30 protein-coding genes and 1 pseudogene are annotated in these 25,472 nt (G+C 40.8%); 13 read left to right on the top strand and 18 right to left on the bottom strand.

What is annotated here, in order from left to right; translation table 11 throughout:
• Window positions 1-4: 4 nt before the first annotated feature.
• Window positions 5-565 carry a TetR/AcrR family transcriptional regulator gene (locus ACIQXQ_RS10495; protein ID WP_402957207.1) on the top strand — a complete coding sequence of 187 codons (561 nt, stop codon included), beginning with the start codon at window positions 5-7 and terminating at the stop codon, window positions 563-565.
• 119 nt (window positions 566-684) lie between these two features.
• Here ACIQXQ_RS10495 and ACIQXQ_RS10490 read toward each other — a convergent pair whose 3' ends face one another.
• Window positions 685-1,785: a metallophosphoesterase gene (locus ACIQXQ_RS10490; RefSeq protein WP_402957204.1), complete on the bottom strand. Its 1,101-nt coding sequence runs from the start codon at window positions 1,783-1,785 to the stop codon at window positions 685-687.
• Window positions 1,786-2,043: 258 nt separating this feature from the next.
• On the bottom strand, window positions 2,044-2,235 hold the full coding sequence (locus ACIQXQ_RS10485; protein WP_402957665.1) for a winged helix-turn-helix transcriptional regulator: 192 nt from the start codon (window positions 2,233-2,235) through the stop codon (window positions 2,044-2,046).
• Between ACIQXQ_RS10485 and ACIQXQ_RS10480 the strand changes: the two are divergent.
• Window positions 2,190-2,450, top strand: a pseudogene (locus tag ACIQXQ_RS10480) (hypothetical protein); the annotation flags it as partial. The gene ACIQXQ_RS10485 and the pseudogene ACIQXQ_RS10480 sit on opposite strands and share 46 nt — an antisense overlap.
• A 223-nt stretch (window positions 2,451-2,673) precedes the next feature.
• A complete protein-coding gene (locus ACIQXQ_RS10475) occupies window positions 2,674-3,090 on the top strand; it encodes a hypothetical protein (protein ID WP_402957202.1) in 417 nt (138 codons plus the stop codon).
• Between the two features lie 139 nt (window positions 3,091-3,229).
• On the opposite strand, the gene ACIQXQ_RS10470 is transcribed toward ACIQXQ_RS10475, so the two are convergent.
• On the bottom strand, window positions 3,230-4,816 hold the full coding sequence (locus ACIQXQ_RS10470) for a DUF4179 domain-containing protein (RefSeq protein WP_402957200.1): 1,587 nt from the start codon (window positions 4,814-4,816) through the stop codon (window positions 3,230-3,232).
• On the bottom strand, window positions 4,806-5,333 hold the full coding sequence (locus ACIQXQ_RS10465) for an RNA polymerase sigma factor (RefSeq protein WP_402957198.1): 528 nt from the start codon (window positions 5,331-5,333) through the stop codon (window positions 4,806-4,808). The genes ACIQXQ_RS10470 and ACIQXQ_RS10465 overlap by 11 nt, the downstream gene beginning before the upstream one ends.
• Before the next feature lie 150 nt (window positions 5,334-5,483).
• On the opposite strand from ACIQXQ_RS10465, the gene ACIQXQ_RS10460 reads away from it, so the two are divergent.
• Together ACIQXQ_RS10460 and ACIQXQ_RS10455 are read left to right on the top strand one after the other, a co-directional pair.
• A complete protein-coding gene (locus ACIQXQ_RS10460) occupies window positions 5,484-6,035 on the top strand; it encodes a GNAT family N-acetyltransferase (protein WP_402957196.1) in 552 nt (183 codons plus the stop codon).
• A gap of 615 nt (window positions 6,036-6,650) precedes the next feature.
• Window positions 6,651-7,517, top strand: a complete 867-nt coding sequence (locus tag ACIQXQ_RS10455) for an SDR family oxidoreductase (RefSeq protein WP_402957193.1) — start codon at window positions 6,651-6,653, stop codon at window positions 7,515-7,517.
• A gap of 62 nt (window positions 7,518-7,579) precedes the next feature.
• Here the strand turns inward: ACIQXQ_RS10455 and ACIQXQ_RS10450 are convergent, their stop codons facing one another.
• On the bottom strand, window positions 7,580-7,915 hold the full coding sequence (locus ACIQXQ_RS10450) for a MerR family transcriptional regulator (RefSeq protein ID WP_402957192.1): 336 nt from the start codon (window positions 7,913-7,915) through the stop codon (window positions 7,580-7,582).
• Between the two features lie 74 nt (window positions 7,916-7,989).
• Between ACIQXQ_RS10450 and ACIQXQ_RS10445 the strand changes: the two genes are divergently transcribed.
• The gene (locus tag ACIQXQ_RS10445) at window positions 7,990-8,679 is read left to right on the top strand and encodes a type 1 glutamine amidotransferase domain-containing protein (protein WP_402957190.1); all 690 of its coding nucleotides are present in this window, start codon (window positions 7,990-7,992) and stop codon (window positions 8,677-8,679) included.
• Window positions 8,680-9,621: 942 nt separating this feature from the next.
• Here the strand turns inward: ACIQXQ_RS10445 and ACIQXQ_RS10440 are convergent.
• From ACIQXQ_RS10440 to ACIQXQ_RS10430, 3 genes are all read right to left on the bottom strand, one after another.
• The gene (locus tag ACIQXQ_RS10440) at window positions 9,622-10,635 is read right to left on the bottom strand and encodes an LLM class flavin-dependent oxidoreductase (protein WP_402957188.1); all 1,014 of its coding nucleotides are present in this window, start codon (window positions 10,633-10,635) and stop codon (window positions 9,622-9,624) included.
• A 97-nt stretch (window positions 10,636-10,732) separates the two neighbouring features.
• Window positions 10,733-11,035, bottom strand: coding sequence for an ArsR/SmtB family transcription factor (locus tag ACIQXQ_RS10435; protein ID WP_402874996.1), 303 nt, complete (start codon window positions 11,033-11,035; stop codon window positions 10,733-10,735).
• Between the two features lie 30 nt (window positions 11,036-11,065).
• Window positions 11,066-11,584, bottom strand: a complete 519-nt coding sequence (locus ACIQXQ_RS10430; protein WP_402957186.1) for a GrpB family protein — start codon at window positions 11,582-11,584, stop codon at window positions 11,066-11,068.
• Window positions 11,585-11,855: 271 nt separating this feature from the next.
• Between ACIQXQ_RS10430 and ACIQXQ_RS10425 the strand changes: the two genes are divergently transcribed.
• The gene (locus ACIQXQ_RS10425) at window positions 11,856-12,557 is read left to right on the top strand and encodes a hypothetical protein (RefSeq protein WP_402957184.1); all 702 of its coding nucleotides are present in this window, start codon (window positions 11,856-11,858) and stop codon (window positions 12,555-12,557) included.
• 170 nt (window positions 12,558-12,727) lie between these two features.
• On the opposite strand, the gene ACIQXQ_RS10420 is transcribed toward ACIQXQ_RS10425, so the two are convergent.
• From ACIQXQ_RS10420 to modA, 4 genes are all read right to left on the bottom strand, one after another.
• On the bottom strand, window positions 12,728-13,228 hold the full coding sequence (locus ACIQXQ_RS10420; protein WP_402875005.1) for a hypothetical protein: 501 nt from the start codon (window positions 13,226-13,228) through the stop codon (window positions 12,728-12,730).
• The gene (locus ACIQXQ_RS10415; protein WP_402957182.1) at window positions 13,225-13,563 is read right to left on the bottom strand and encodes a hypothetical protein; all 339 of its coding nucleotides are present in this window, start codon (window positions 13,561-13,563) and stop codon (window positions 13,225-13,227) included. The genes ACIQXQ_RS10420 and ACIQXQ_RS10415 overlap by 4 nt, the downstream gene beginning before the upstream one ends.
• Complete coding sequence (locus ACIQXQ_RS10410; RefSeq protein ID WP_402957180.1) at window positions 13,560-13,790, bottom strand: hypothetical protein; 231 nt, start codon at window positions 13,788-13,790, stop codon at window positions 13,560-13,562. The genes ACIQXQ_RS10415 and ACIQXQ_RS10410 overlap by 4 nt, the downstream gene beginning before the upstream one ends.
• A 127-nt stretch (window positions 13,791-13,917) precedes the next feature.
• Complete coding sequence (modA, locus tag ACIQXQ_RS10405) at window positions 13,918-14,712, bottom strand: molybdate ABC transporter substrate-binding protein (RefSeq protein WP_402957178.1); 795 nt, start codon at window positions 14,710-14,712, stop codon at window positions 13,918-13,920.
• 154 nt (window positions 14,713-14,866) lie between these two features.
• Here modA and ACIQXQ_RS10400 point away from each other — a divergent pair, with 154 nt between their 5' ends.
• Together ACIQXQ_RS10400 and ACIQXQ_RS10395 are read left to right on the top strand one after the other, a co-directional pair.
• Window positions 14,867-15,790: a substrate-binding domain-containing protein gene (locus tag ACIQXQ_RS10400; protein WP_402957176.1), complete on the top strand. Its 924-nt coding sequence runs from the start codon at window positions 14,867-14,869 to the stop codon at window positions 15,788-15,790.
• Between the two features lie 141 nt (window positions 15,791-15,931).
• Window positions 15,932-16,756 (top strand): hypothetical protein, encoded by an 825-nt coding sequence (locus ACIQXQ_RS10395; RefSeq protein WP_402957173.1) that lies wholly within the window; start codon window positions 15,932-15,934, stop codon window positions 16,754-16,756.
• Window positions 16,757-17,007: 251 nt separating this feature from the next.
• Here the strand turns inward: ACIQXQ_RS10395 and ACIQXQ_RS10390 are convergent, their stop codons facing one another.
• The 3 genes from ACIQXQ_RS10390 to ACIQXQ_RS10380 all read right to left on the bottom strand — a co-directional run bounded on the left by ACIQXQ_RS10390 (window position 17,008) and on the right by ACIQXQ_RS10380 (window position 18,259).
• Complete coding sequence (locus tag ACIQXQ_RS10390) at window positions 17,008-17,238, bottom strand: DUF3953 domain-containing protein (protein WP_402957169.1); 231 nt, start codon at window positions 17,236-17,238, stop codon at window positions 17,008-17,010.
• A 145-nt stretch (window positions 17,239-17,383) separates the two neighbouring features.
• The gene (locus ACIQXQ_RS10385; RefSeq protein ID WP_402875024.1) at window positions 17,384-17,857 is read right to left on the bottom strand and encodes a barstar family protein; all 474 of its coding nucleotides are present in this window, start codon (window positions 17,855-17,857) and stop codon (window positions 17,384-17,386) included.
• A 30-nt stretch (window positions 17,858-17,887) separates the two neighbouring features.
• A complete protein-coding gene (locus tag ACIQXQ_RS10380; protein ID WP_402957158.1) occupies window positions 17,888-18,259 on the bottom strand; it encodes a hypothetical protein in 372 nt (123 codons plus the stop codon).
• 80 nt (window positions 18,260-18,339) lie between these two features.
• Between ACIQXQ_RS10380 and ACIQXQ_RS10375 the strand changes: the two genes are divergently transcribed.
• Both ACIQXQ_RS10375 and ACIQXQ_RS10370 read left to right on the top strand, forming a co-directional pair.
• The gene (locus tag ACIQXQ_RS10375) at window positions 18,340-18,564 is read left to right on the top strand and encodes a hypothetical protein (protein WP_402875029.1); all 225 of its coding nucleotides are present in this window, start codon (window positions 18,340-18,342) and stop codon (window positions 18,562-18,564) included.
• A gap of 254 nt (window positions 18,565-18,818) precedes the next feature.
• A complete protein-coding gene (locus tag ACIQXQ_RS10370) occupies window positions 18,819-20,231 on the top strand; it encodes a polysaccharide deacetylase family protein (protein WP_402957156.1) in 1,413 nt (470 codons plus the stop codon).
• 1,582 nt (window positions 20,232-21,813) lie between these two features.
• Here ACIQXQ_RS10370 and ACIQXQ_RS10365 read toward each other — a convergent pair.
• Entirely contained in the window at window positions 21,814-22,530 is a 717-nt protein-coding gene (locus ACIQXQ_RS10365; protein WP_402957663.1) for a YebC/PmpR family DNA-binding transcriptional regulator, read from the bottom strand.
• A gap of 461 nt (window positions 22,531-22,991) precedes the next feature.
• Between ACIQXQ_RS10365 and ACIQXQ_RS10360 the strand changes: the two genes are divergently transcribed.
• The gene (locus ACIQXQ_RS10360) at window positions 22,992-23,705 is read left to right on the top strand and encodes an endopeptidase (RefSeq protein ID WP_402957141.1); all 714 of its coding nucleotides are present in this window, start codon (window positions 22,992-22,994) and stop codon (window positions 23,703-23,705) included.
• Between the two features lie 104 nt (window positions 23,706-23,809).
• On the opposite strand, the gene ACIQXQ_RS10355 is transcribed toward ACIQXQ_RS10360, so the two are convergent.
• On the bottom strand, window positions 23,810-24,784 hold the full coding sequence (locus ACIQXQ_RS10355) for an alpha/beta fold hydrolase (protein WP_402957137.1): 975 nt from the start codon (window positions 24,782-24,784) through the stop codon (window positions 23,810-23,812).
• Between the two features lie 175 nt (window positions 24,785-24,959).
• Here ACIQXQ_RS10355 and ACIQXQ_RS10350 point away from each other — a divergent pair, with 175 nt between their 5' ends.
• Complete coding sequence (locus tag ACIQXQ_RS10350; protein WP_402875037.1) at window positions 24,960-25,079, top strand: DUF4023 domain-containing protein; 120 nt, start codon at window positions 24,960-24,962, stop codon at window positions 25,077-25,079.
• Window positions 25,080-25,143: 64 nt separating this feature from the next.
• Here ACIQXQ_RS10350 and ACIQXQ_RS10345 read toward each other — a convergent pair whose 3' ends face one another.
• Complete coding sequence (locus ACIQXQ_RS10345) at window positions 25,144-25,440, bottom strand: spore coat protein (RefSeq protein ID WP_402957133.1); 297 nt, start codon at window positions 25,438-25,440, stop codon at window positions 25,144-25,146.
• Window positions 25,441-25,472 lie beyond the last annotated feature (32 nt).

The following is a 25,472-nucleotide window of genomic DNA, read 5'->3' as shown; positions in this document are numbered from 1 at the left end:
TACAATGAAAAAAGATTTACGGGTGATCAAAACAAAGAAGAATTTGCAAACGGCCTTATTGACCTTGCTTGAGGAAAAACCACTGGAAAAAATCTCGATTGCGGAACTTTGCCGGGTAGCAAACGTGAACCGGGGCACGTTTTACTTACATTTTCAAGATGTACCGGAGTTATTTGAAATATACTTTGAAGAAATCACGATTGATTTGAAGAAAGCCTATTATGAGCCCTTTCATTTAACAAACAATCATATTGCGAATTTAGAACCACATATGGTCCGTATCTTTCATCATGTAAAGACGTTCGATACCTTTTATTCCATTGTTTTCAACAGAAAGGCGCCACTGATGTATTACTATACGTTATTTGACATCATCCGCGTTTATTTAAAGGATTCCATCGAGGAAAACATCCTCCATCCAGATGACTTTCATTCGGATTATACGGCAAGTTATCAGGCCAACGCCATCTTGGGGATGGTCATCGAATGGGTATCCAGGGGATTCAAGGAAACGCCTGAATATTTAAGCGAACAATTACTTCGTATGAACAAGAATAATCGATAAATGGACGAATTACCTGTAACTTTACGAGATGATTTCACACAATAGAAAACCCAGTAACCATGAATTCAGTTACTGGGTTTCTTTTGCTAAAAACAAGATTTGCCGTTGCTGAAATTATCCTATTCGAACTGGATTTGAATCGAAACGACTTCGGAGCGTGTACCAATCCGGATAGGCGGACCCCAAAAACCAAAACCGGACGTTACAATCGAATGCATCTGTCCCTTTTGCAAGTAGCCCCGATCATTTTCATAAATGGCATCAGTAATGAGGTTGCCTGGGAAGACCTGCCCGCCATGGGTATGACCTGACAGCATCAAGTCAACGCCTGCCTGCTGTGCTTTATCAAGTTCATATGGTTGATGGTCCAGTAATATAGTAGGTCTTGTAAGGTTCACACCATTCATCAGTGAGTCTAATGGTCGCCTGTCGTGATCGATTCGGTCTTTGCGCCCGACGAGCGTGAATTGCCCTTGAACGTCTACGATCTCATCATAGAGGATAGTGATTCCGCCCTGTTCCAAAGCTTCGATTAGTTCCTTTATCGTACCATCATGCCTATCGTGATTTCCAAGCGATGCATAGACTCCGTACGGGGCATGGAGCTTGGATAATGTCTGATCGATTTTTTGATCAAGGAAAGGCTGAATATCATCATCGAAGAGATCGCCTGGCAACAGGATGATATCTGGTTGGAGCGCGTTCATTTCCTTAACCAAACGCTCCGCGTGATTTTTACCTGACAGCAGACCAAAGTGTGTATCTGCCGCCATCGCAATATGAAGGCTATCAAGAGTAGAGGAGCCTTTTTCCATCTTGATATCATAGTTGCGAACAACGGGGCTGTATGCGTTATATGTCCCGTATACTAGAAAAAAAACAACCAAGCCTATCGTGACGATGCCCGCCCATTTATGTGTTATGTGCCTTGGTAGCCGAGTTAGGCGCAAGAGGATTACCGTAATATGGGCAAGGGGAACGAGCAGTAACAGCAAATAAAAGCATGCCATCCAATAAGCACCCACAATATTTATGAAGGTGAGCCCAGACATGCGGCCGACAATAAGCGAACTGGCTGCCAGCACGAGGACGAGGCTATAAAGTATCTTGAAACGCCGGCTTGATGATTCCGGGCGGAGCCAGCGATATCCCCGCCATCCGATATAATAGACAAGACCGCCATAAAGCAGCAAGGCGATGATCAGAATGAGGATGAGCATATGTATTCTCCTAACGTTTTATTTTTCAATCTCCTTTTTATACTTTTTTACCTCTGCAAATGAGCTACCGCTTACATTATAATTGTAAGAATCATACACCAAATGGCTATAAAATTCCTTTTAAATGTTTTTAACTAGATTGCGAGAAGCGTACGCTTGGTGAGATGAAATCTCATTATTAAAGATTTAAAGTAGAAAACCCATACCAATTGTCATGGGTTTTCTATAGTACTTATTTAGATGACCCTCAAGTTATAGTCAATCTTTGACTTCTTCAAGGTGTTTAAGATGATTAACTCCCCATTCATTAACGGGCTCAAGCGTTTTACCATATTCAGTGAGTGAATACTCTACTTTCGGTGGGACTTGTGGGTACACAACCCTTTTGATTATATCTTGGTCCTCAAGCTTTAATATGGACAGCTTTAAAAGAAGCAGGATTAGGGGCATCTTTACAACATTATAATCCACTAATTCATGACGAAGTGAAAGGAGAATGGAATATACCAACCAACTGGAAATTAATTACCCAAATGCCGTTTGGTAATCCGATTTCTCTACCGGGTGAAAAGGTATTTAGGCTAGTGACTTACCCCTATGTCATAAATTATAAACAGGAAACAACAAATGATTATGAGTTTTTCAAAATCAACCAAGAACTTTAACACAGCCTATATTATTTATAAAATTTGAAGCGATCTTCAACTGGTTTAATTTTAAGCTAAAGCTGTGGTAGATACATAAAGGGTACCTCGCTTAAAGTAACGGGTTCTCTTTTTTGATAATCATTGATAAGTTTCGGTGGGAAATTTTGGATATTTAATGTATGGTATTAGTATTCACCAAGCGAATGATAATTTAAAGTGGGAATGAAAGGGGATTAAAAGTATGTTACTAAAAAACATTTTGAATTTTTACAATTTATTGTTGTCTTTAGGAGCTTTTTATATGGGTGTGTCAATGCTTTTAGGAAGAGGAGTTTTCGAAACATTCCCACCTGAGTGGATAGGTAAATTGCCATTTAATAGTTGGGCGAGCCTAGCTTCATTTGGAATGATTATTTTTGGAATGGGAAATGCCTTTGCTTCCATTTGGGGATTTATAAAGAAAGAAAAAATAATATTTATAATGACCTTAACTATGGGTGCTTTGCTTTTCTTCTGTACGATTATATCAACTAGGTTGGTGGGAGAATGGTACTTACCAACAGGACAATTTCTGATATTAAGCATCATCCAAACATTACTTGGATTAGTTGGCTTCGTTATTTCTTACTTCACTAACAGAGCTTTGGTCGAAGAATAAATCAATGTCTTTATTAAAGGTTTTTATGTGCTTTTTTAAATCAAACAATAACTTTAACATAGCCATAATATAAAAGGGAAATCTGTAAATATAAAAGTCTGATACGATTTGACAGCGTATCAGACTTTCACTTGCGACTTCACTCCAACGGAATCTCAATCACTTGGTCGTAAAAGGTCGTGATGGAATATCCCTCAATTTCTATCCCGATGGGGACAAAAGGTTCCTTTTCATCATCCGTTGATAGCTCAATCTGATGATCGGTCGAGAAGAATCTCGGTTGCTCCCATTCATTTATCCGGTGGAAATTCTCACTCGCTTTATATGTTTGCCCCTCTTTATCTCTGTAGTAGCCATCCCTGATATCGCCTGATGACCCTTGCCCATCTTTATCATAGAAATGATAATGGAGCGTTTCGTATTTCCGCTTGGGTTGAAGTTCTTCGGTCATCACGACTTCAGTAGGCTTTCCGACCTTTATTGAATCGATGGAAATGTCATTCCCTAGATATTCAATTGTTTGTGGAAGTTCTTTTGAAGGGTCAATTGCGAACCGGGCTGAATCTTCAACAAAAAAAGAAGCGGGACCCATATGAACGCGGATTTCCTTTGGATGATCGAAATAGAGGGATTCAAAAGTAGCATCCGTTGATTCCCAGCCATCTATGCTCCCACCCCCACCACCGCTACCCATTACTGGATAAACAAACGCTCCGTTACTTTCAATACTGGCCATTTGAAGGTACTCCATGTTTTTCTCATCATTATCGTTCCGATAGCGATAGGATAAGATTGTCGCCGTCGGGGCGATCGTCACTTTATCAACTATAACCGGATTTTCTTCGATCTTCGTTCCCTTTTTAATCTTATACACAAGGGCCGGGTGTTTCTTCACAGGAATGTCAAACTGCCATTTTCCTTCAAAGAAGTCCCCACTTCCATTAGGAATGCCTTGAGAAACTTCTCCGTCTGGTGAATTTATCATCTTCTCCAGCTTAGTAAGCTCCACTTGAATCGTTCCTTCGTCAGCGGACATCGGTAACGCGCCAAGCTCGCCTTTATACACATAATCCTTTTCCGAATAGAGGGCCAAACTACTATTGATGGGTGAAAACGTAGAATCATCTTCCTTGTCCCAATCTCGATCTTGATTAGCGATTTTCATCCCTTCAGTGAAATTGATGCCATATTTGTTCTCCTTCTTTCTATCTTCCACTTCATAATAAATCAGCGTCTGGATGTCATCGGCCACCACATTCGTAATGGTCACCTTCACCCCATTACTTTCAGCCACAAGGTTCAACTTCTCTCCAAGCCCCTGCTCGATATAGCTTTCCACCTGCTCAGTTTGCTTGTTGGTTGAATCCTTCCACCAATCCATCACACTTCCAAAGCCATTCGTTGCTACCGCCGTCCCCATGAATATTAGTAAGAATAACGCGGCGGCCATCCCCATCATCACCCGAAGTCGATGGTTGGGTATAAACGTGCGCCTGCCTTTTTGCGTGGTGGAAACCCTAGTGCGAACCCTAGTCATGAAATCCTCCGGAACTATTATGCTATCATTTCCTGACTCAAGGCTCGCAATCACCTGTTTCAACCCGTTCATTTCCTTTCGGCAGCCTTCACATTCCTGTATGTGTTCTTCCATCTCTTTTGTTCTCATCTCATCTAGAACGCCTTCCAGATAATCCAGTAAATCGGCTTGTACATCTTTACACTTCATCTGCGTCACCGCCTTCGATTATTTTTCTCAGCATCAAAAGTCCTCTATATATTCTGGATTTAACGGTCCCGACCGGCAGTTTAAAAATGGCTGCTATTTCCTTTTGTGAATAGCCTTGAAGGTACCGTAACATGATCATTTCCCGATACTTTTCATCCAGGCAGTCCAGGTCATCCAACATTTCCAACTCATCCTGAAAGTGAGAAGCCGCCCCCATATCTTGTGAGAATTCCATTTCACTAGGCTTCCTTTTCCGATAAATGGCCCGGCACTCATTGATGAATATCGAAGTGACCCATGATTCAAACGATCGGTCTTCCTTCAACTGACCGATTTTGGCATGCACCTTCATGATCGTATTGTGAAAAACATCCTCTACATCCTGATGGTTCTTCAGATACGACCACCCCAGTTTATAAAACTTCGATTGTCTAGTAGTAAACCAATCTATCACAGCGTTCATATCTTGCTTCTTTATTTTCGCCAATACCTTATTCTCCGAAATCGATGTGATCACAAATGCTAGTCTCTCCTTTCCAATTTCCCCTTTTATAAGTAGAGCATCTAAATATGGATAAAGTTCCCTCGTTCATAAATTCTTTTCAACCTTACCTCCATTTTATAGTAAAATAGTTCAATAATAAGGAAATAAGTAGGAGGTAAAGAGATGTTTATACATAAGATTGATGAAGAAGTTTCTTTGAGGATGCTAGAAATGAAGGATGCGAAGAAAATTCTCCAGCTAACGGACCTATCAAGAAATTATTTACGAGAATGGCTGCCATGGTTGGATAGGACAACCAAGATTGAGGATACACAAGCCTATATTCAACACTGCTTGAACGGGTTTGCTCATAATGCGAGCATGACAACGGTCATTTTATATCAGGGGGAAATTGCCGGTGTAGCCGGATACAACCAGATCAATTGGGCAAACAAAACAGCCTATATCGGATATTGGCTGGGAGAAGAATTTCAAGGGAATGGAGTGATGACCAAAGTGGCCAAGGCATTGACCGACTATGCTTTCAACGAGTTGCACCTGAACAAAGTGGAAATCAGGGCGGCGGCCGCGAATAAAAAGAGCAGAAGCATTCCCGAACGATTGGGGTACGTGAATGAAGGCTGTATCAGACAAGCCGAATGGTTATATGACCATTATGTGGACCATATCGTGTATGGGATGTTGGCTGAAGAGTGGGAGAAGAAGAGGGTGTAAATCACGTTATATCAGGAGGGGAAAATGGTGAATAGTACGAGTGAGAAACGACACATGAAGAAAATCAGGACTTTTATTTACCTGTCGGTGGCCTTGCTTTTTTCGATGATTTTTATTTTGGTTAGTATGTTCCTTTTATATTTTCCTATGGTAAGTCTATTAGATTTTGCCTATTTCCCACCAAAACTCGCTCTTGGATCTTTCTTGGCAGCGCTTGTATTTTCTATTTTGGCCATAAAAAATCCCTTTGGTAAGATTTTGATAGCCGTGAACGTAGTTTTCGTGCTCTTCATGATTTTTCAGGGAGTATAGTGGAGAAAAGCCTTCAATCGGCTTTCTTCCACTTTCTTTAATGACCTGGAAAAACAGCTGGAAATGGGAGAAAGGAGTGTATTCTCGTTCTCAATAACGCATCACCCTTTAAACCCTTGTCATATAACAGGGGCAGACAGGGAATCGAAGCATTTTTTTGTTTGTCGTCCCCTATATAGAAGGAAAAAACAGCGATGATATTTGTAACCGTTTTCCTGTTAATCCGTTGGGAATTATATGTTTAACCGCCCTCCACGATGGCTAAAGTATTAGTAGATTACTATTTTGGAGGAGGAGATTTTTTTGAATATCTATGAACAGCAAAAAAACGGACAACCGGGACAAACACAGTCCAAACAGCCTGGAATTGAATCAGAGATGAATCCACTTCCGATTCAACCAACGGACTATGTAGGAAGCGGTAAATTAAAAGATCAAGTCGCCTTGATTACAGGTGGAGATAGCGGGATCGGACGTGCGGTCGCCATCGCGTATGCAAAAGAAGGTGCCCATGTGGTCGTAAACTATTTGAACGAACATAGCGATGCAGAGGAAACGAAGAAACTGATTGAAGCGGAAGGCGTGCGATGCCTACTACTTCCTGCTGATGTTTCCGTGGAATCGAATTGTAAGGAATTAGTTCAAAAAACATTGGACGAATTCGGTAAACTAGATATCCTGGTCAATAACGCAGCCGTACAATATCCGACCGAGAAAATCGAAGATATTACGGGCGAGCAATGGGACAAAACGTTCCGCACCAATATCTATTCCGTATTTTACATGAGCAAATATGCGGTTCCACATATGAAACAAGGCAATTCGGTCATCAACACGACATCCATCAACCCTTATAGAGGACACGCGACATTGATGGATTACACTGCGACAAAAGGTGCAATCGTCGGATTCACTCGAAGCCTCGCACAGAATGTGGCAAGTAAAGGAATCCGTGTCAACATGGTAGCGCCAGGCCCAATCTGGACTCCACTTATTCCAGCGACATTCGATGAAAAATCCGTAGCTGAATTCGGCACCGAGGCACCACTCGGCCGCCCAGGTCAACCAGCCGACCACGCCGGAGCCTACGTTTTACTCGCATCGAATGAAGGTGCCTACATTACAGGACAATGCATTCATATCAACGGTGGAATTACGATGTCATCTTAATCCACCAAGATTTAAAAACGACCGGGGCACAAAGCCTTCGGTCGTTTTTTCAAGGAGCACTTTTAATTAACTATTTTTTTCTCGATTTCATGAATATAAGCATTCAAAATACCAATTTGCTCCTCTAATTTTTTCTTATGCTGAAACAAAATTTCTTTAGTGTTTATATCTTCATGTTCTAATTGTATGGATGACATGCTGACTCGTATCTCTTCAATCGACATGCCTAGATTTCGGAAACATCTTATTAAATTAAGGATTTCTATGTCTTTATCATCGAATGTACGATGGCCTTGTTTATTTCTTTTAATAGGAGGAAGTACGTTTATCTTTTCATAATATCGAATAGTGCTTGAAGGAACCTGAGCTAACCGGCTAGCTTCTTGAATGGAATACAAAATGCTTCCTCCTTGACTTAAAGTATGGTTTAACCTTTAAGGTAAATACTATCAAACAAAAAGGAGAATGTATAATGAAAAATATCTTAGTAGTAGTCACTAATGTTTCTAAATATCCAAATCAGGAACGTGCAACAGGATTATGGTTGGGAGAAGCCGTTCACTTCGTGGACGAGGTGGAAAAAGAAGGCTATAAAATCGATTACGTTAGTCCTAAAGGTGGGTTTACACCGATTGATCCACACAGCTTGGAAGCCGATCAAATGACTGAATTGGATTGGAACTATTATTCAAACAATGAATTCTTAACGAAACTAGGCACTACTTTATCGGCAGATGAGATTAATCCTAAAGATTATGATGCCATTTATTATACAGGTGGGCACGGGGTAATGTGGGATTTCCCTGAAGATGAAAAGTTACAAAGTATCGCTAGTGCAATCCATGAGAATGGCGGAATCGTCTCAGCTGTATGCCATGGTTCTGTAGGCTTATTAAATATTAAAAATGCAGAAGGTAACTATTTAATTGCTGAGAAAAAGGTTGCAGGCTTTGCAAATACGGAAGAAATCGCACTTGGACTAGACAAAGCGGTTCCATTCTTAACAGAAGATGAGCTTGTCAATAGAGGAGCCAATTACGTGAAGGGCGATGACTGGGCAGCATTTGCTGTAGCTGATAATCGCGTTGTCACTGGACAAAATCCAGCATCAGGCGCGGCCGTTGCGAAAAAGGTCATAGAACTATTAAAATCCGCACAATAATAGTAGGGTATTCGAATCCAACTGCATCACATCCCTGTGTCAGCCACTATTCTGACAACTGACATAGATGTATTCGCATTTTCTATAAAAGAAGAAGTAACCAGATGGAACATGGTTGCTTCTTCTTTTTTTATTAGATAAAGAGATTGCTTGTTCAAGGTTGTTTGTCCGAATCAAATTACATTTACCTTCTAAATAAATCCTTCGTTTTTAAGAGCTTGAACGCCTTTTAAGTAGTTCTCCTTCGGGCGGGATACATGCTATTTTGTTTGATCTCAACTCAGCCCTACTATTAAAGCACACACACTACTCTGCATTTTAACAAACATGACTTTTTTCGAAAATCTCCGAGATATAATGGTTGTGTTTATAGTATGATAAATATGGTTATTTTTGTATGTTTAGTTAAATTATATAAAATACGACCAAAATGAAGGCTAATGCTCGCCTTTGGTATTTACACAAGAAATGGACAAGTAGTACCTTATTTACCTAATTCGGTATTCACCTACACACTGTACTAGTCGAAAAACTGAAACAAAGAAAACAGCTCGGCTGATTTTATGCATGTTTATGCATCTATACTTTTTATTTTTGTTCTTAATAACGACCATAAATTTAATACGTTCGTTATTTTTACTATATTAATATAATAAAAGGTGCATTTTCAGTGATTATTACGCATTATGAGGGGTTTTCGGCGATATCGGACTCATCAACAAAGTTTAGGTCTCTTTTGTTGATGAGTTTTTTGCTATTTTTCGATAAACCTTCTTCATATCGGCCCATTTCGATGGTTTATCGGTCAAGTTGCAGCATTTATCGGTCAATATCCGTGGTTTATCGGTCAAATCCCACTATTTATCGGTCAAACGCCGCCACTACCAAAGCTCCATCAACACAGAAAAACCCCCGGATGCAGGTGCACCCGGGGGTAGGTCGTCATTTAGTTTTAACAATTTGCGACATGATTTCGTACGAACGAACACGTGCTTCGTGATCGTAAATATGTGAGCAGACCATGATCTCGTCCACTTGCGTTTCATCAAGAAATGCTTGTAGTTCATGGCTGATTTTAGTGGAATCACCAACGAATGTGTACTCCAACATCTGATTGACGGCGGCTTTTTCGTATGGACTCCAGTACGTATCCAGGTTCTCGACAGGCGGTTTCAACAGTTCCTGCCCTCCCCTGATCACGTTTAGGAAGAACAATTTCAGGGAAGTCGCCAAGCGTTCGGCTTCCTCATTCGTATCGGCTGCCACTACATTCACGCAGGCGATTGCATAGGGTTCCTTTAACTGTTCAGATGGTTGGAAGGAATCTTTATAGAGCTTTAGCGCGTCCTTTAAATACGATGGAGCAAAGTGGCTCGCAAACGCATATGGCAAGCCCATCATGCCGGCAAGTCTTGCACTGAATAGACTCGATCCGAGTATCCATAGAGGGACATTCGTGCCTTCTCCAGGAAACGCCCGGACTGGACCGGATTTATTCGTGCTTAAATAGTTTTGCAACTCGACTATATTGGAAGGAAAGTCTTCCCCGGAGCCACCGACATTCCGTCGTAGGGCCCGTGCTGTTATTTGATCCGTTCCTGGTGCTCGTCCCAAGCCTAAATCAATTCTGCCCGGGTAGAGCGATTCCAGCGTCCCGAATTGTTCAGCGACCACTAGCGGTACATGGTTCGGTAGCATGATTCCTCCAGAACCGACTCTGATTTTGGTTGTACCGCCGGCGATATAACCGATTAATAGCGAAGTGGCCGAACTTGCGACACCTGGGCTATTATGGTGCTCTGCCAACCAATATCGTTCGTAGCCAAAGTCCTCTACTTTTCTAGCCAGAGCGAGTCCATTGTGAAAGGAATCCGCAGGCACTTTTCCTTGTAAAACCGTCACTAAATCCAAAACGGATAAAGAAAGGTCTTGAAGTTGTTTATTCGTGTTTTTCATGTGTGTTATCCCTTCTTCCAACAATTTCATTTCAACATATCTAAATATGTAGATATGATATGGTAAAAAAATAGGCAGAGTTTCCGCGAAATTCTACCTATAACTCTTTTTTGATGAACTCCCCTAATTCCTTGATGACTTGCTCATTACGGCGATAATAGGTCCACTTACCAATCCGTTTGGATTCCAAGAGCCCTGCCTTTTGCATCATATCAAGGTAACTGGAGATGACCGATTGTGCGAGACCCGATTTTTCCTGGATACTCCCGACGCACACGCCATCATTGAACTGTCCATCATGTTGTTGATGAATAAAGTTTTCTTCAGGATTTTTTAACCACTGTAAGATTAACTGTCTTTTTTCATTAGATAATGCTTTAAAAATGAGTAAATGATCCATGGGTTCATTATATCTATTTAAGTAGATATGTCAATCAGGCGGATTGGCCCACTTTTTTGCCCGCTTATCGATCTCTTGTATATACTTGTTCTTTCCTTCTATGTATTCAGCCATCTCATTCGGGAACACCTTCGCTAACCTTTTCTTGAGTTGGCTGTACTTATGCGCTTCTTCTGGATGGGCAATCATATAATCCCTGAATCGTACGTGACGGATAATTTCTTCATTGCCGCGTTGAAAGACATGAACATGATGAGTCCTCTTGTCCCCACCTTTCACGAAAAAACGTCGATGGGCGATTCCATACTCACCCATGGCTTCATACCCGATCCTATCCATATCCGCATTATACTCATCCACTCGATTCAACCACTTCACTTCAACCACCATATCGATGACCGGTTTGGCATGAATTGTAGGGATGGCTGTACTCCCAATATGATGGATGTTCAAAATATCGTTCACAAAGATCTTTAGTAACTTTTCGCATTCATCCTGAAACATGTGCGGCCACTTCTCCTGATGAGAGACAACCTCCACTTTCCTCATACGAACCACCTTCTTCTTACACGATTTCTCTTAAACGATTTATTACCGCACTCACCTCTTTCGCTCCGCTTCATTCATTCACACTAGCACTATACTCTTATGTTATATATTCTTGACCGACCGATAAAAACCCTTTCTATTATCCAATATAAGGAATTAGCCGAGTACCATCCTCCCCACTTCTTGATCATACACACAAACTGATGTGGTTCTTTTTACCATTTTCGTGATATAGTTTAGTAATCATAATCGATCGACTGGGGGAGTCATTGTGGCAAAAAATACATCCGAGAAAGTAGTGTGGTGGCGCTTTTCCTTACTGTTCATCCTATTTTCTTCACTGTGGTTCTTTCTTTTCTATTGGATCAACAGGCAGATACATGATACGGGAGATGTCCTGTTTTACGGAACGCCCGCTAGTTCCTATTGGGTATATTTCATATGTGCAGTCGTATATGGCCTCACCACGTGGGGAATCTATTTTACGATTAAACAAGGGATCCATGAAAAATCCTTTCAGTCATTCAAAAAGGGCGCTCAATTTATGATGACATTAGCAGGATTGCCCCTCCTCATTTCTTTGCCCTTTCTTTATTTAGGCGTGACACATGCCCTCGTAGTAAGTGACGAAAAGATTCAGTTTTCATCGTTCTGGAGTTTGAAAGAAACCGAGTATTCCTGGGAAAAAGATGTACAAGGCGTTGCCATCGACTATTCCATTACCACCACCACGAAGATTCCCCACAAACGTCATTTTAATGGTAGGTATATCCTCCATTTTAAAGATGGGAAGAAAATCGATATGTGGGAAGGCATTTTGGAAGGAAATCTTCCTACGATCAAGAAGATAGATGAAATGATTCAAAAGAAGCAAATCCCTTTTGCGGTTCAACGAAAGCCATCTGCAGAAGAAATAGACGAATTCTTTAACAATAAAGACACTGAATTCATCAATGACCTTTATTCAAGGTGAAATTTTACATATTTTAAAAAGCCCGAATTGATTAATGGGAGTCAATTCGGGCTCACACTAGGTAAGTTTCCGCGTCAGTAGCCACCTTCATGCAAATCTTTAACAGAAGCTTAAATAAACGATTCCTCTAAAAAGGAATCGTCCGGCCTTCTCTTATTGACAAATGATCGTCACTTATAATCACGTGACCAATTAATAACGGGATCCTGAATACTCGGTTCATAATAAATTCCTGTGTACTCCTTCTCCTTGCCCGTGATTCTATTGGTCCGTGTCACAGTGTATTCTCCTTTATCGTAATTCTTCGTCCGATAAAATTTACGCACCTTAAATCCTTTATCTGGACCAATCAGTGTACTTTCCCCTCCGTACTCCCTCGGCTCATTTAAGCTTTCGGCCACAACACTTTCAATATCTAGAGGTGCTCCCTCAATCTTTACATCCGTATGATACACCCCATTCATTTTCTTCTTCACTTCTCCTGACGGCACGGATGCCACTTCAACCGTCTTATCCGTATGTTCCGAAAAGGATTTCGTGACGTTATATGTATACAAAACATGCATGGGACTGCTCTTCACCTTTTTTGCTAGCGGAGGAGTCACGGATATCATAATAACAATGGCTACAAGCAGGGTCAGTACAATAATAATTTTTCTTTTCCTTTTCATAATTTCTCCTTCTTTAAACGCTCTGATTTATTAGGACCCACTACCAAAGTAGCAACCACTAAAACCACAAGAAAAAGTATACACCCCAAGCTCGTGTTATTTTCTGTAAAAAACGCATTCGGGACAAGCTGTGCACCTATCAGGATATTCAAGATATAGGTCGATAAAAACCCGGCGTAAGCGATGCAACGCAAATAGGATCCATATAACACCCTTTTTTGTATCGTTTCGTTATGTTTTCTAAGCAGTAATAACTGTTGAAGCTGCATGGCAAATCCGCATGTGAATGCGATGACCAAAATCCCGGTGATAAGATAATCCATCCCCTCACTCATGATGTACCTCCCCCTACTTCGTTTTCTTTGCTCCCTTTCTTATCACTATTATCTGCCCATAGCCACATCATAAAGGTATAAAATGTAACGTAAAACAATGAATCAAATAAGTTTTCCATCCAATGGAATTCATGCTCCTCTTTAAAATCCCAATATACCTTCATAGCAAAAATGCCAATAAAGAACAGGGTGAATTTCAAGTAAGCATGTTTTCTTATATAAGCCATCCAATTCTCCTATCCATCACAATCTGTGACCCCATTATATACGATTCGAACATGAAAAAGTTTCTAAATAAGGATTAAAATTGAATGATAACACAAAAAAAAGACCGCCTAACCGGCAGTCCCTTCATCATTTTACATCCGTAAATCCGTATTCTTCAAAAATCTTCATGGCCTCTTCCGTTTGGAGATAATCATAGAATAACTGGGCTTCTTTTGGATGTGAACTATCCTTGATCACACCTGCTGGATAGATGATCGGGTCATGTAAATCTTCCCCAGCCGTTGTGACGATATCCACTTTCGATGAAGTCAGCGCATCCGTTTTATACACCATGCCTGCATCGACATTCTCCGTTTCCACATATGTAAGCACTTGGCGAACATCTTTGGCATAGATTACGTTCTTTTCAACCTCTTCCCAAAGGCCACTGTTTTTCAGCGTTTGCAACGCATACTGACCTGCGGGAACGGATTCAGGAGTACCAATTGATAGTTTCGTAGCTTTCGTAACATCTTCCAACGTCTTGATCCCTTTATCCGATTCCTTTGAAACCACCAACACAAGCTCATTGCCGACTAGGTCGGTGCCTTGTTTTTCATCGATAAGCCCCTCATCGACTAACGCATCGAATTTATCTTCTGCCGCTGAGAAAAACAGGTCGACAGGCGCTCCTTTGGAAATTTGTTGTTGTAGTGCTCCTGACGCTCCGAAATTATAGTTCACATTCACTTCCGGCGTTTCTTTTTCAAAACTTGCTTTAATGTCGTTCAAGGCATCCTGCAAACTTGCAGCTGCCGAAATGGTCAAATCGACTTGCTTCGTTGCTTCCTTTTTTTTCGTTTCGGAGTTTTCATCCGATGAACATCCAGCCCCGATTACCATGACAAATAAAATCGAGATGATAAGATATAATTTCTTCAAAACCGATCTCCCTTTCTATCTAGTTATAATTAGATATATCTAGTTATAACTTATTATAATAAGAAAAAGGATGAAATGTAATACTTACTTTTCCCCTCTTGGAATTTATTTATGTAAGCCACTAGGATACAATAAAGTTGGAGGGATGCACATCATGTCGAAAGAGCTATCCTATACGATTGAAGAAGTATCACAATTATTAAAGGTATCCAAACTAACGATCTATGATTTGGTTAAAAAAGGCGAGCTCCCTGTCTTCCGGGTCGGCAGGCAGATGAGAATGGATGCAAAAGATTTGGACGACTACATTCAGGGTCATAAGTCCCCATCCACCCCAATTCCGGTTACCGAAAATCCAAAAGCGCAATCGAAGGAATCGCATAACCTTGTCATAAGCGGACAGGATATGGTGCTAGATATTCTTGGTCAATATATCGAAAAGGATTCACCTTATAAAACGCTACGGTCCTACACCGGCAGTTTGAACGGTCTGATCTCGATGTACAACGGCGAAGCGGATATCGCCAGCATGCATATGTTTGACGGAGATACAGGAGAATATAACCTGCCTTACATAAAGAAAATTTTGGTTGGATATCCCTATATGTTAATCAACCTTGTTTCAAGGAAAGCAGGTTTTTACGTCCAAAAGGGCAACCCGCTCCATCTCCACACATGGTCTGACTTGAATCAGGACTTGACGATCATCAATCGGGAAAGAGGGTCCGGCGCCCGTATCCTGCTTGATGAGCAGCTTAGACTCCATCAGATATCCGCTCAAAGCCTTAAGGGCTATGAACACGAAGAAACCAATCATCTGAGTGTAGCCTCGGCTGTCTCGGCAGGGTTGGCGGATGTTGGGATTGGTATCGAAAAGGCGGCCAAAATCGTCGGGGTGGACTTCGTTCCAATAATAACCGAACGGTACGATTTGGTCATTCTAAAGACGCCGAAAAATGACCAGCTCTTAACGGTTGTTAAGGAGATATTAACATCGAAACCCTTTCAGTCCGAAATCAACGCATTGGGTGATTACGACATATCCAGGACGGGTTCGGTCATTTGTGAAACATTTTAAACGGGGAGGACTCTTTGAGGAGCCTTCCCGTTTGGCATGCCTTCAAATCATTAATAATTTTTCCTCTGTAAAAGCAGGCTTGATGACGAAGGATAGTGAATATAGTAGGAAACACTATTTCTTTTATAGGAGGCTTTGAACGTGAATGTTCTAGGAAAATACAAAGAATTCCCCGATGCTCTTCAGGCATTGACTAAATTAGATCAAGATTTACAAAAGGAGGGATACAGCTTATTCGATCAGTTATCCCTATTCTTACAAGATGATGATTATTCCTACGATGTCACGCCCTATGATGTCATCCCATTCGCAAGCATTGGGGCTGATGGGATTCACTATGGATTCCTCACCGATTTTGGCAGGGTGCAACAATTAGACGAGGCCTTCATCGTTTGCGTGAGCCCCATGAATTTCGGAAATCACGTAAAAATCATAGCTAGAAATCTTGCAGAATTCATAGATGTAATTCTGACCTTGAATGATGCCTCGGTGATCGAAAACCTATTAGGTTATTCAAACATAGAAGAATATCAGGAATTTTTGGATTGGATCACTAAAGAAGCAACCGCGGATCCGGAGTTTTCAGCGCAAAGTGCCTACGTTTGCAACAGGATCCAACAAGAACTCAACCGTAAACCCCTTGATGATTTATACGAATATGTCGAAGTCACTGTACGTGAGCAAAGAAAAAAAGTGGCCTCCCTCCCTACTTTTGATACATTAGGGGTTGTAAGCGATGACCGTCCTAATCAGGAGACGTTTTCCATGAACAGAGATTCAACGATCAATCTAAAAGACTTGGGGAAATTTTTTGATAGAAGTGATGAGGCAACCAAATTAGCAACCATCCGAAACTTGCAATACTTCTACCTCATACAAGAAGACGATGAATTGAAAGAATGTGTGAAAACCGAAATGCTGAAGATGGGTTTGACGGATGAAGTGAACAGGATGGACATGACATGATAAGTGAGGCGTTCCCCAGGTGTTAATAACGGATGAACTATATGGAATCTGCTTCTACCTTATCAGAAACTATTAAAACGATGAACGAAAGCGCTAAACGAAAAGCCAAAAAAGGAATGTACGTGAAGATCATTTCAAACTGACCATCGTCTCCCCCTCTGATTCAAATCAATAGAAAAAGCATGTTTTGAAACCGATCAAAACATGCCCTTCTATCATTTATTGTTCTTTCAAAATAGGCTGCCTACCTGTTAGCCCATGAAAAAACTCTGGATGGAAACCAAGAAAACAAAGAAAGCAATCCCGATGCTCAGGTGTCCCTTAAAGCCTTTTTTGTCTTTTTGAAGTTCGGCTATCCCTGTCACCAATATCAGAGCGCCTAAGAAAAACATATAATATGGCATTAAATCGGTTTCAGTTTTTAGACTATAAGTGGCTAGACTAATAACCATGGCTGCTAAGATGATTTTTACTACTTTCAAGGAATTAATTCCTCCTATTTATGTATGATTTCTTAATCATACCATTTATCATCTTTTCATTTATGAGGACATTGAACGTTTCTTTAGTTTACTGACGTGCTGGGGCCAAATAAAAAAGGCTGCCGCAGCAACCTTCTCCAAAATACTAGCCTCTATTTACATTCAGCCATTCTTCATTATTCCATTCAGCAGGCATGCCGCCTAAACGCGGGAATTTGATTGTCGCGTCATTCGATTGGACAAAAGCTAGTAATTTAATGTCCTCCAGTAAAAATCGCCAAGCGTTTGTTTGAACGATATCCAACAATCGATAAGCAACTTCCGGTTCCTTATTTGCGAATAAGTCGTAATTCTTAAACACCAAGACCATCCCTCTTCCTTCTGGGGCCATATCTGATAAACAGTCATGAAAGGCATCCAAATTCTTTCCGTAATAATCCGGAAAGTGGAGTATCGATGCCAAGTCATTATGGTAACTTTCCAAATCCCACTTTGAACAATCCATTACATGGATTTCGAATCCTTCACGAGAAATATCTGAAATACATGCATCCAATAATTCTGTCCTCTGAAATAGCTTAACAGCACCATTTAAAAGGAGACTTTTCCAAAGTTCCACGGTCATCACCTCGCTAAAGAATCAATAAAATTAAAAGAACAAACGAATGGGTGGTGGATAGCCTGCTTCGGGTAAAAAATAAGCAACGAACGTGAAAAAAGTGATCAATACAGAAAAGAATAGGATGCATAGCGAGATGGCACCATATGATTTTTTCGCTAGTAAATAGGCGCTGATCAATAAACTGACAAACCCAATCACCAAGCCAGTAGCAGCACCTATATAGACATGCAGGTTAGAAAGAACTCCGGTGAAAAAGCCGATGAAAAATATGGATTCAAGTATGATGGCTAGCGCCAGTATAACTCTTAATTTCCGCTCTGGTATTTCCGTAGTTTTTATTTTAACCGCTCCCTTCCCTTGGCCATTCCGCCTATTCCCTCCGAAGGAATAACCAATCATTTCAAAACCACTTCCTAAATGTAACCACAATTGTATAATATAGAGAAGACATAAAATTCCACTTGAGGGGAGGGCACATTATGGTTGGCACAATAACCGTTGTCATGATATTCTCTATTCCTATTATCGCGATCGTGACAAACCATTTTCAGGAACAAGCGAAAATTAAGCATAAAATGCTTAAAGACGAAATAGAACTCGAAAAACTCAAACACGAAAACTATCTGATAGAAACAGAGAAGTTGAGGATTGAACTCGATCAAATGAAGCTTCATTCTCCTGCCGATGAATCCAAAACTCTCTAATCTTTTTCCGCTTAGAAACAGAGATCAACATGGACGTTCATTTCTTCCACCACGATACACTTCAACCTCCGCTTTTCATGAAACGGTCCCATTACTTTTGATAATAAATACCACTTCTATAGGCACAAGGAAGGTCATATCTTAGTTAAAAACCACTAGGGAAAATTCACCCTATAAAAAATGAATTATTTTACAAACTTTTAAGGCTTTTGTAGTTATATTATAGTAGAATTATCACGAGGTGGGAAAGCATCATGAGCAAATCAAATTATAAAAAAGTATTTATTTCTCTTTTATGTCTAACTGTGGTTTTGGGCTTGTCCGGATTGGCTATTAAACTGTTGAAAAATAAGCATACAGTTTCCGCTTATTCCATAGATGAAAATTATCCGGATGCGGATATTCAAACGGATGTTAACGATTATACAAAAGGTGGATTTTCAGTAAGCAGGCCGATATTCCATCAAGAGTCAATCGATGAGCAGCTAGAATCCTATATTCATAAAGAAATAAAGGAGTATCAAAAGAAATGGAAGGCTGTCGATGGAGAAGCTTCTTCTGAGTTGAACATCACTTATGAAATCCTTCATTTCAGCAAACAGACCATCACGATTTCCTTCGATAAATATCAACAAATTGCAGGTAAAAAACAATCGGAATATAACATTTTCACATATGATATTCCCTCTCAAGAAATCCTCTCTTTAGATGACATTTTTTATTCTGATACTGATTATTTATCGGTCTTATCCGACATTGCCTTTGAAGAGTTAAGTGATAAGAAAGACAAAACACTTACCGATGACATGATCAAGAAAATGACAGATCCGAAAATGGACAATTTTGATTCATTTTCCGTATTGAAAAATACGCTGGTTTTCTATATGAAACCGAAAAAAGACGGAGATTCATCCACCATACAATCCATCGCTATCAAAAAAGAGTTATTCAAAGATAGCTTGCTAGATACATATCAAAACAAGGACATGAATCAAGATCGCGTGAAGGAAAGGCAACCCAAGCATATTGTCGCCAAGCTTCCTCCAAAGAATGATTGGATCGATCCATCCCAAAAGGTGATTGCCCTCACATTCGATGACGGACCTCACCCTGACAATACGACGGCCATCCTGAAGTCCTTGAACAAACATCAAGCACATGCGACCTTCTTCGTATTAGGAAGCCGTGTCGAGCACTATCCAGAGGTCTTGCAAAAAATGATTGCACAAGGTAATGAAATCGGGAACCATTCCTGGGATCATCCGCAACTGACACGCCTAAACAAGAAAAAGATCAAGAGTCAAATTAACAAAACACAACTTGCCGTCCTAAAAGCCAGCGGTTACGAGCCATCCCTTATCCGTCCGCCATATGGTGCAATAAACGATAAGGTCCGCAAACATATAGGCGATATGGATGTCGCACTCTGGGAAATAGACCCGGAAGACTGGAAGCTCCGGAACAAGAAGAAAGTGGTCCGCAAAGTCATGAACAAAGCGGAAGACGGGAAGATCATCCTCATGCACGACATTTACAAAACCAGCGCCCAAGCGGCTGACGAAATCATCAAACAGCTGGACCAGCAAGGCTACCAACTCGTTACCGTGTCCGAACTTGAAAAAGTGAAACAAGACCGTAAACGATATGGAATCAAAGTAAAAGAATAAATGTGAAGAGCCTGTTTTGTCATCAAAACAGGCTCTTTTCTGTAAAAAGGGGCTAAACCGAAAGTACTTCATACGATACTCGAACAAAACCGCTTTATGTAGAATTCAACAAAGCCTGGGACACGCCGATCCCAAGACCACAATGATCTATAGATATATGATATTTTTCTACAACAACCAAAATTGAGCAGCTTGAGAAAGAATAGATTTTCACAGTATAGGCGCCTTTGCTGTCTCTAATATTTTTAAGGCTACCTTAACCCGTACCTTGGCCTTCTCTAAAAAAATACCTATAGAAGAAACACTCTTTTCTAAGTGTCCAATCTATAGGTATCCGTTTAGGTAAGCTAGATTCTCTTTTTACTTTTGATAAGTAGGTTTATTTATAGCGATTAAAACCCAAAAAACCATAATAATAGGGATAAAGAATAGGTTTACATTAATTCTTTCATGTACCACTAGAGAAAATACATCATTAATGATTAAACTGATTAAACTTAATAGAACACATATAAGTAATGAATGTGTAGCTAATTTTAATTTTTTCACCCTCGAAAATTCAGGTACGTTAAACATAAAAGTTCACCCCTTAGTTTCGATCATTTTACCAGTATCCTAGAGTTTTACAGGCACTTTTAACCTTAGGTCGATTGTTTCCCCATTTATGGCAAGCTTTATTGGCACCCAACTTGTACATATCTTGAACAATAGTAGTTGCTATTGTCATACCAACAATTGTTCCAAAAATAACTTTAAGCGTTTTTTTAAGTGCAGTTGGTGGAGCAGCATGGCGCCCCTTGGCCTCAGCTGTAAGTTCCTCAATTTGTATTATATCATCTTGTTTAAGAATTTCTTTTTCAAGAAACTTTGACTCATTTGTAATCCCATTTAACTCTTCAACAGAAATATCTGCTAGTGCTAGTTTAAGATTATCAATTTCAGTGCTAGATAATCCATTACTTTTAGCATAATCTAAGTCTAATAATATTTTATTATCCTCTTCTGCTATCCCATTTTGGATAATCTCTAAAACTGATAGGATTTTTCCCTTTTCAACTTCTGTTGGTAATTCATCAGCATATGCAGAGCTCTTTGTTTTAATAGATATCGGTGAAAGTACGATACCAAAAAGTAATACTAGTGAAATAACATAATACCCCTGTCAAATATAGAGGCATAAAATACTAATATATTAAAACAACTTATTACCCATATATATTTCCTATACTAAAAAAGGCACTTAATCAATTGATTGAAATTTTTATGTAATTCCGTATTTCAGCGAATTTTCATCTCCTTTGTAGGTAAATCAGGCCGGTTATTCCCCGTATAGATCCTTCCGGTCGCAGCCGTGTAGAATGAATAGGCTATCTGTGTGTGTCCGTTCATCTTTCACATAATAACTTCTCTCAGGACTTTTTGTACTTTCTTTGGTTTCACCCTTATCAAATTTTATCCGGTGGAAAAAAAGGTGTCTTTCCATTTTGAAACAAAAAAAACTGTAGGCACACTCGATTTTAATCGAGTGTGCCTACAGTTTAAGGCCTGTGATTATATCTCACAGGCCCGCTTTTCTATATGATCAACCAAGATCCACATTGTGGTAAACTTGTTGAACGTCTTCTAAGTCCTCTAATGCATCAATCATTTTTTCGAATTGCTCTTGTGCATCAGCAGGAAGTGTTAGGTCATTTTGTGCAAGCATGGTAAGCTCGGCAACCGTGAAATCCGTGATGCCTACATCTTTGAATGCTCGTTGTACAGCATGGAATTGATCAGGTTCCGCATACACGATAACCGAATCTTCTTCATCGATGATATCACGAACATCAACGTCCGCTTCCATCAATAATTCTAGTACTTCTTCGGAATTCTTTCCTTCTATCCCGAAAACGGCCGTGGCATCGAACATATAGGCAACAGATCCGCTGACCCCCATGTTTCCTCCATTTTTACCGAAAGCGGCACGTACATCAGAAGCTGTACGGTTAACGTTGTTTGTCAGCGCGTCCACAATCACCATTGATCCATTAGGTCCGAAGCCTTCATAGCGAAGTTCATCATAGTTCTCTTCAGAACCGCCTTTTGCCTTCTCGATTGCACGGTCAATGATCGCTCTTGGTACATTGTACGTTTTCGCACGTTCCAATACGACACGTAAAGCCTGATTCGATTCCGGATCAGGTTCACCTTGTTTGGCTACCACATAGATTTCACGTCCGAATTTTGCATAAATACGGCTAGTATTCGCATCTTTGGACGCTTTTTTTTCCTTGATATTATTCCACTTACGACCCATTATATTCCACTCTCTTTCATCATTGGATAAACAAAAATCGATTGATATGGTAAATTCCATTACCATTTTTCCATAGATTCACGAGTAAATCTACAAATTATATTCTAGTAAAAATATCACATACCGTCACTCGCTTATATTATACATCAATTGCATTAATTTGAAAAAGTCCTACACACTATGAATTTTCCACTAAAAAAAGTATCAGGTCTGCCTTCTGTTTCTTATCCCTACAGTAATCATGGCCAGAATCAGGAAGACCATCCCTATACTCACGCCAATAAGCATGGGGTATTCCGAAATACTCCTTAACGCTAACCCCAAAAAAATGCTGGAACTGAATAAGAGCAAACAAATCGAGGTATAGTTTTTCAAAAGAATCGCCCCTTTTCCACTATTATACAATAAGACAAACCGGCAGAAGACGTAGTATAGTAAAAAAAAGAAAGTCGAGGTGCGTCATGACGGAAATTATTATCGGAATACCTGGAGTGTGGAAGAACCGCACGGAATTGATTCAGGCGGTGGCTACGCAAAGCGATGGACACCAGTTGGCTGGACAAGTATTGCATAACCAAGAAAAAGGCATATCGTTTCATGTTGAAGTGTATGATTATGAACCACATTTGAAAGAGGCTTTCTCTTATGCCAGTAAAGGGGCATTTCCTGAAAGTCTGTTGACCGAAATCGATCATCATACCTTCACGGTCTATATCATTGCCGAAGTATCTGACTTCGAGGCCGTCATAAACCTGATAGATGCTGGGTCTGCCTTGCTTAAAGCGGGTGGCATGGCTGTGAAAATCGAAACGGCGGGCATGGCTCATACGAAGGAAGCCTGGCAAACTTTACAGAAGAACCCGGATATCATCCCGGTTTATGCCCACTTTGTCACCATCATTGGTGAGGAAGACCACTATGGTTCGTTCGGAATGAAGGCATTCGGCCTTCCCGATGTCGTCACGCCAAACACGATGAGCCCAAAAGATGCGGTGACGTTACTGAGCACCTTCAACTTTTATAACCTTGGGGAAAGACCTACCTTCACAAATGGCCAGGATTTCCGGATAAAATCGGATGCCCCCACCTTTACATTGACTAGCCGTCAAGACTTCAGGTACGAGGAAGACCATCCTTTTTACAACCCGTATGGATTGTGGAGTTTAGAAAAATAACGGGTTATGCCATATAATGATCAGGAAGCCACTTATACAGAATAGGTGGCTTTTTCATAAATCCTTCTCCATGTTCCTTCAAGGTGTTTACCGACAGCTCCCCTTTACCGGTTTTCTAATTGTGCCGTGAAATGACGAACGTGTTCACCCATTTCCTTATAGCGTGTCCAATGAAGATAATGATGGCCTTCTAAGACCACGAGTTCATTTAATGGGTTCTCCCCCAATTGTGATCGATAAAACGTCTCGTTCGTTTTACCATCTTCGGTTACCTTATCTCTTTTGGCAGCAAAGATCAGGAGCGGCATGTTTGAAGGGAAGGACATCTCCTTCGTCTTGTTCACATTCTCCTCTATCGCATTTGCTTCATCGACAATATTTCGGTTGTACACTTTCCAAGCCGCAATCGTTTTGGTCATGTCTAGATTTTCTTCTGAATATATACCCTCATCCGCAATCGGCAGGACATTTTCCGCGCTCACGTAAGAGGCTATTCGTGCCAATCCAGTGGGTGCAACATACTTCAGATAGGCAGGCATGCTAGGAGCAGGCTCCTCAAAATACTCCAATGCCTTCGGTAACGTGAAATCCACTCCGATAATGGCCTTGATCTCGTTTGGATATTCATGGGCATAGTACATGCTATAGATTCCGGATAGGGAGTGGGGCATCAATATGTATGGACCTTCTATCTTTGATTTTTTCAGGGCCGTTCGTATTTCCTCCACGACATTTTCCACGGTCCTCTCCTTATCTGTCAGCTCACTCCAACCATAGCCAAATGGCTCCACTACGACGATTTTATTATCCTTTGCCATCTCGTCAATCAATGGTTCGTAATCCAAGACAGGCGCCGCCGTTCCTAAACCGCTTAATAGAACAATCGTATGCTCCCCCTCTCCTTTGGTATACACATGCATCTCCTTTCCATCCACTTCCACCATTTGCCCCCATGCCGGGTGTTTCTTCTGCTCATAGGCCTTCATGACCGTATGGAAAGCGACCCAAGCCAAGGATATGGCCACAACAAATAATAGGATTGACCGTATGACCCTGAGCGTCCTATTTCTCTTTTTCATGTTCATCCCCTTTCCCTTCTATATAAATGACGCTCCAGGTTCGGAAAAGGATACAGGATAATTTGTTAAGTTATGGATGTTATCGCCACACAGGGTAAATTCCGGCTCAATTTCCTCATGAATCATAGTCGTTCTGGTTATAGTAAAAAAGAATATAACGGAGGAGGTTTTATGCATGGAACGTTCTGAGGAATTTGTTGAGAAGATCAAGGAACAGCAAAAAAAAGAAGCGGATAATAAACGCCGTCAAGGGAATGGCCACCCAGAGAAAAGGTTGCCGAACAAACAGCATTGATCAAAGAGCCAAAAAAGAGCTAGAAGAGGTCATACAAGGACCTCCACTAGCTCTTTTTCCTGTTTCAATATTGCTGATATCCGCCGCCTTGGCCCATGCCGCCATGCATCGGGTATGGATGGAAGGCTCCTCCATGTCCGCCCATGCCACCTGGCATCTGCATGGGAAAGCTATTCTGTCCGCCATAACCGTGGTGCATCGGAAATCCTCCTGGAAAGCCCATTCCCGGATGACCACCCATGCCACCAAACATCGGATACCCAACTGGTTGACCAAATCCTCCTGGAACACCATATCCTCCAACTCCCGGGAATCCCCCGAAGTTTCCATATCCGCCAAAGTTCTGTCTTGTGTAGTACATCTCTGTCACTCCTCATCTAGGTTACAGTCTAG

The organism is Peribacillus sp. NPDC097198 (assembly GCF_044762055.1).
Lineage (GTDB): Bacteria > Bacillota > Bacilli > Bacillales > DSM-1321 > Peribacillus.
The sequence above is the reverse complement of the archived record's forward strand: the minus strand, read 5'-3'. Positions and strand labels throughout refer to the sequence as shown.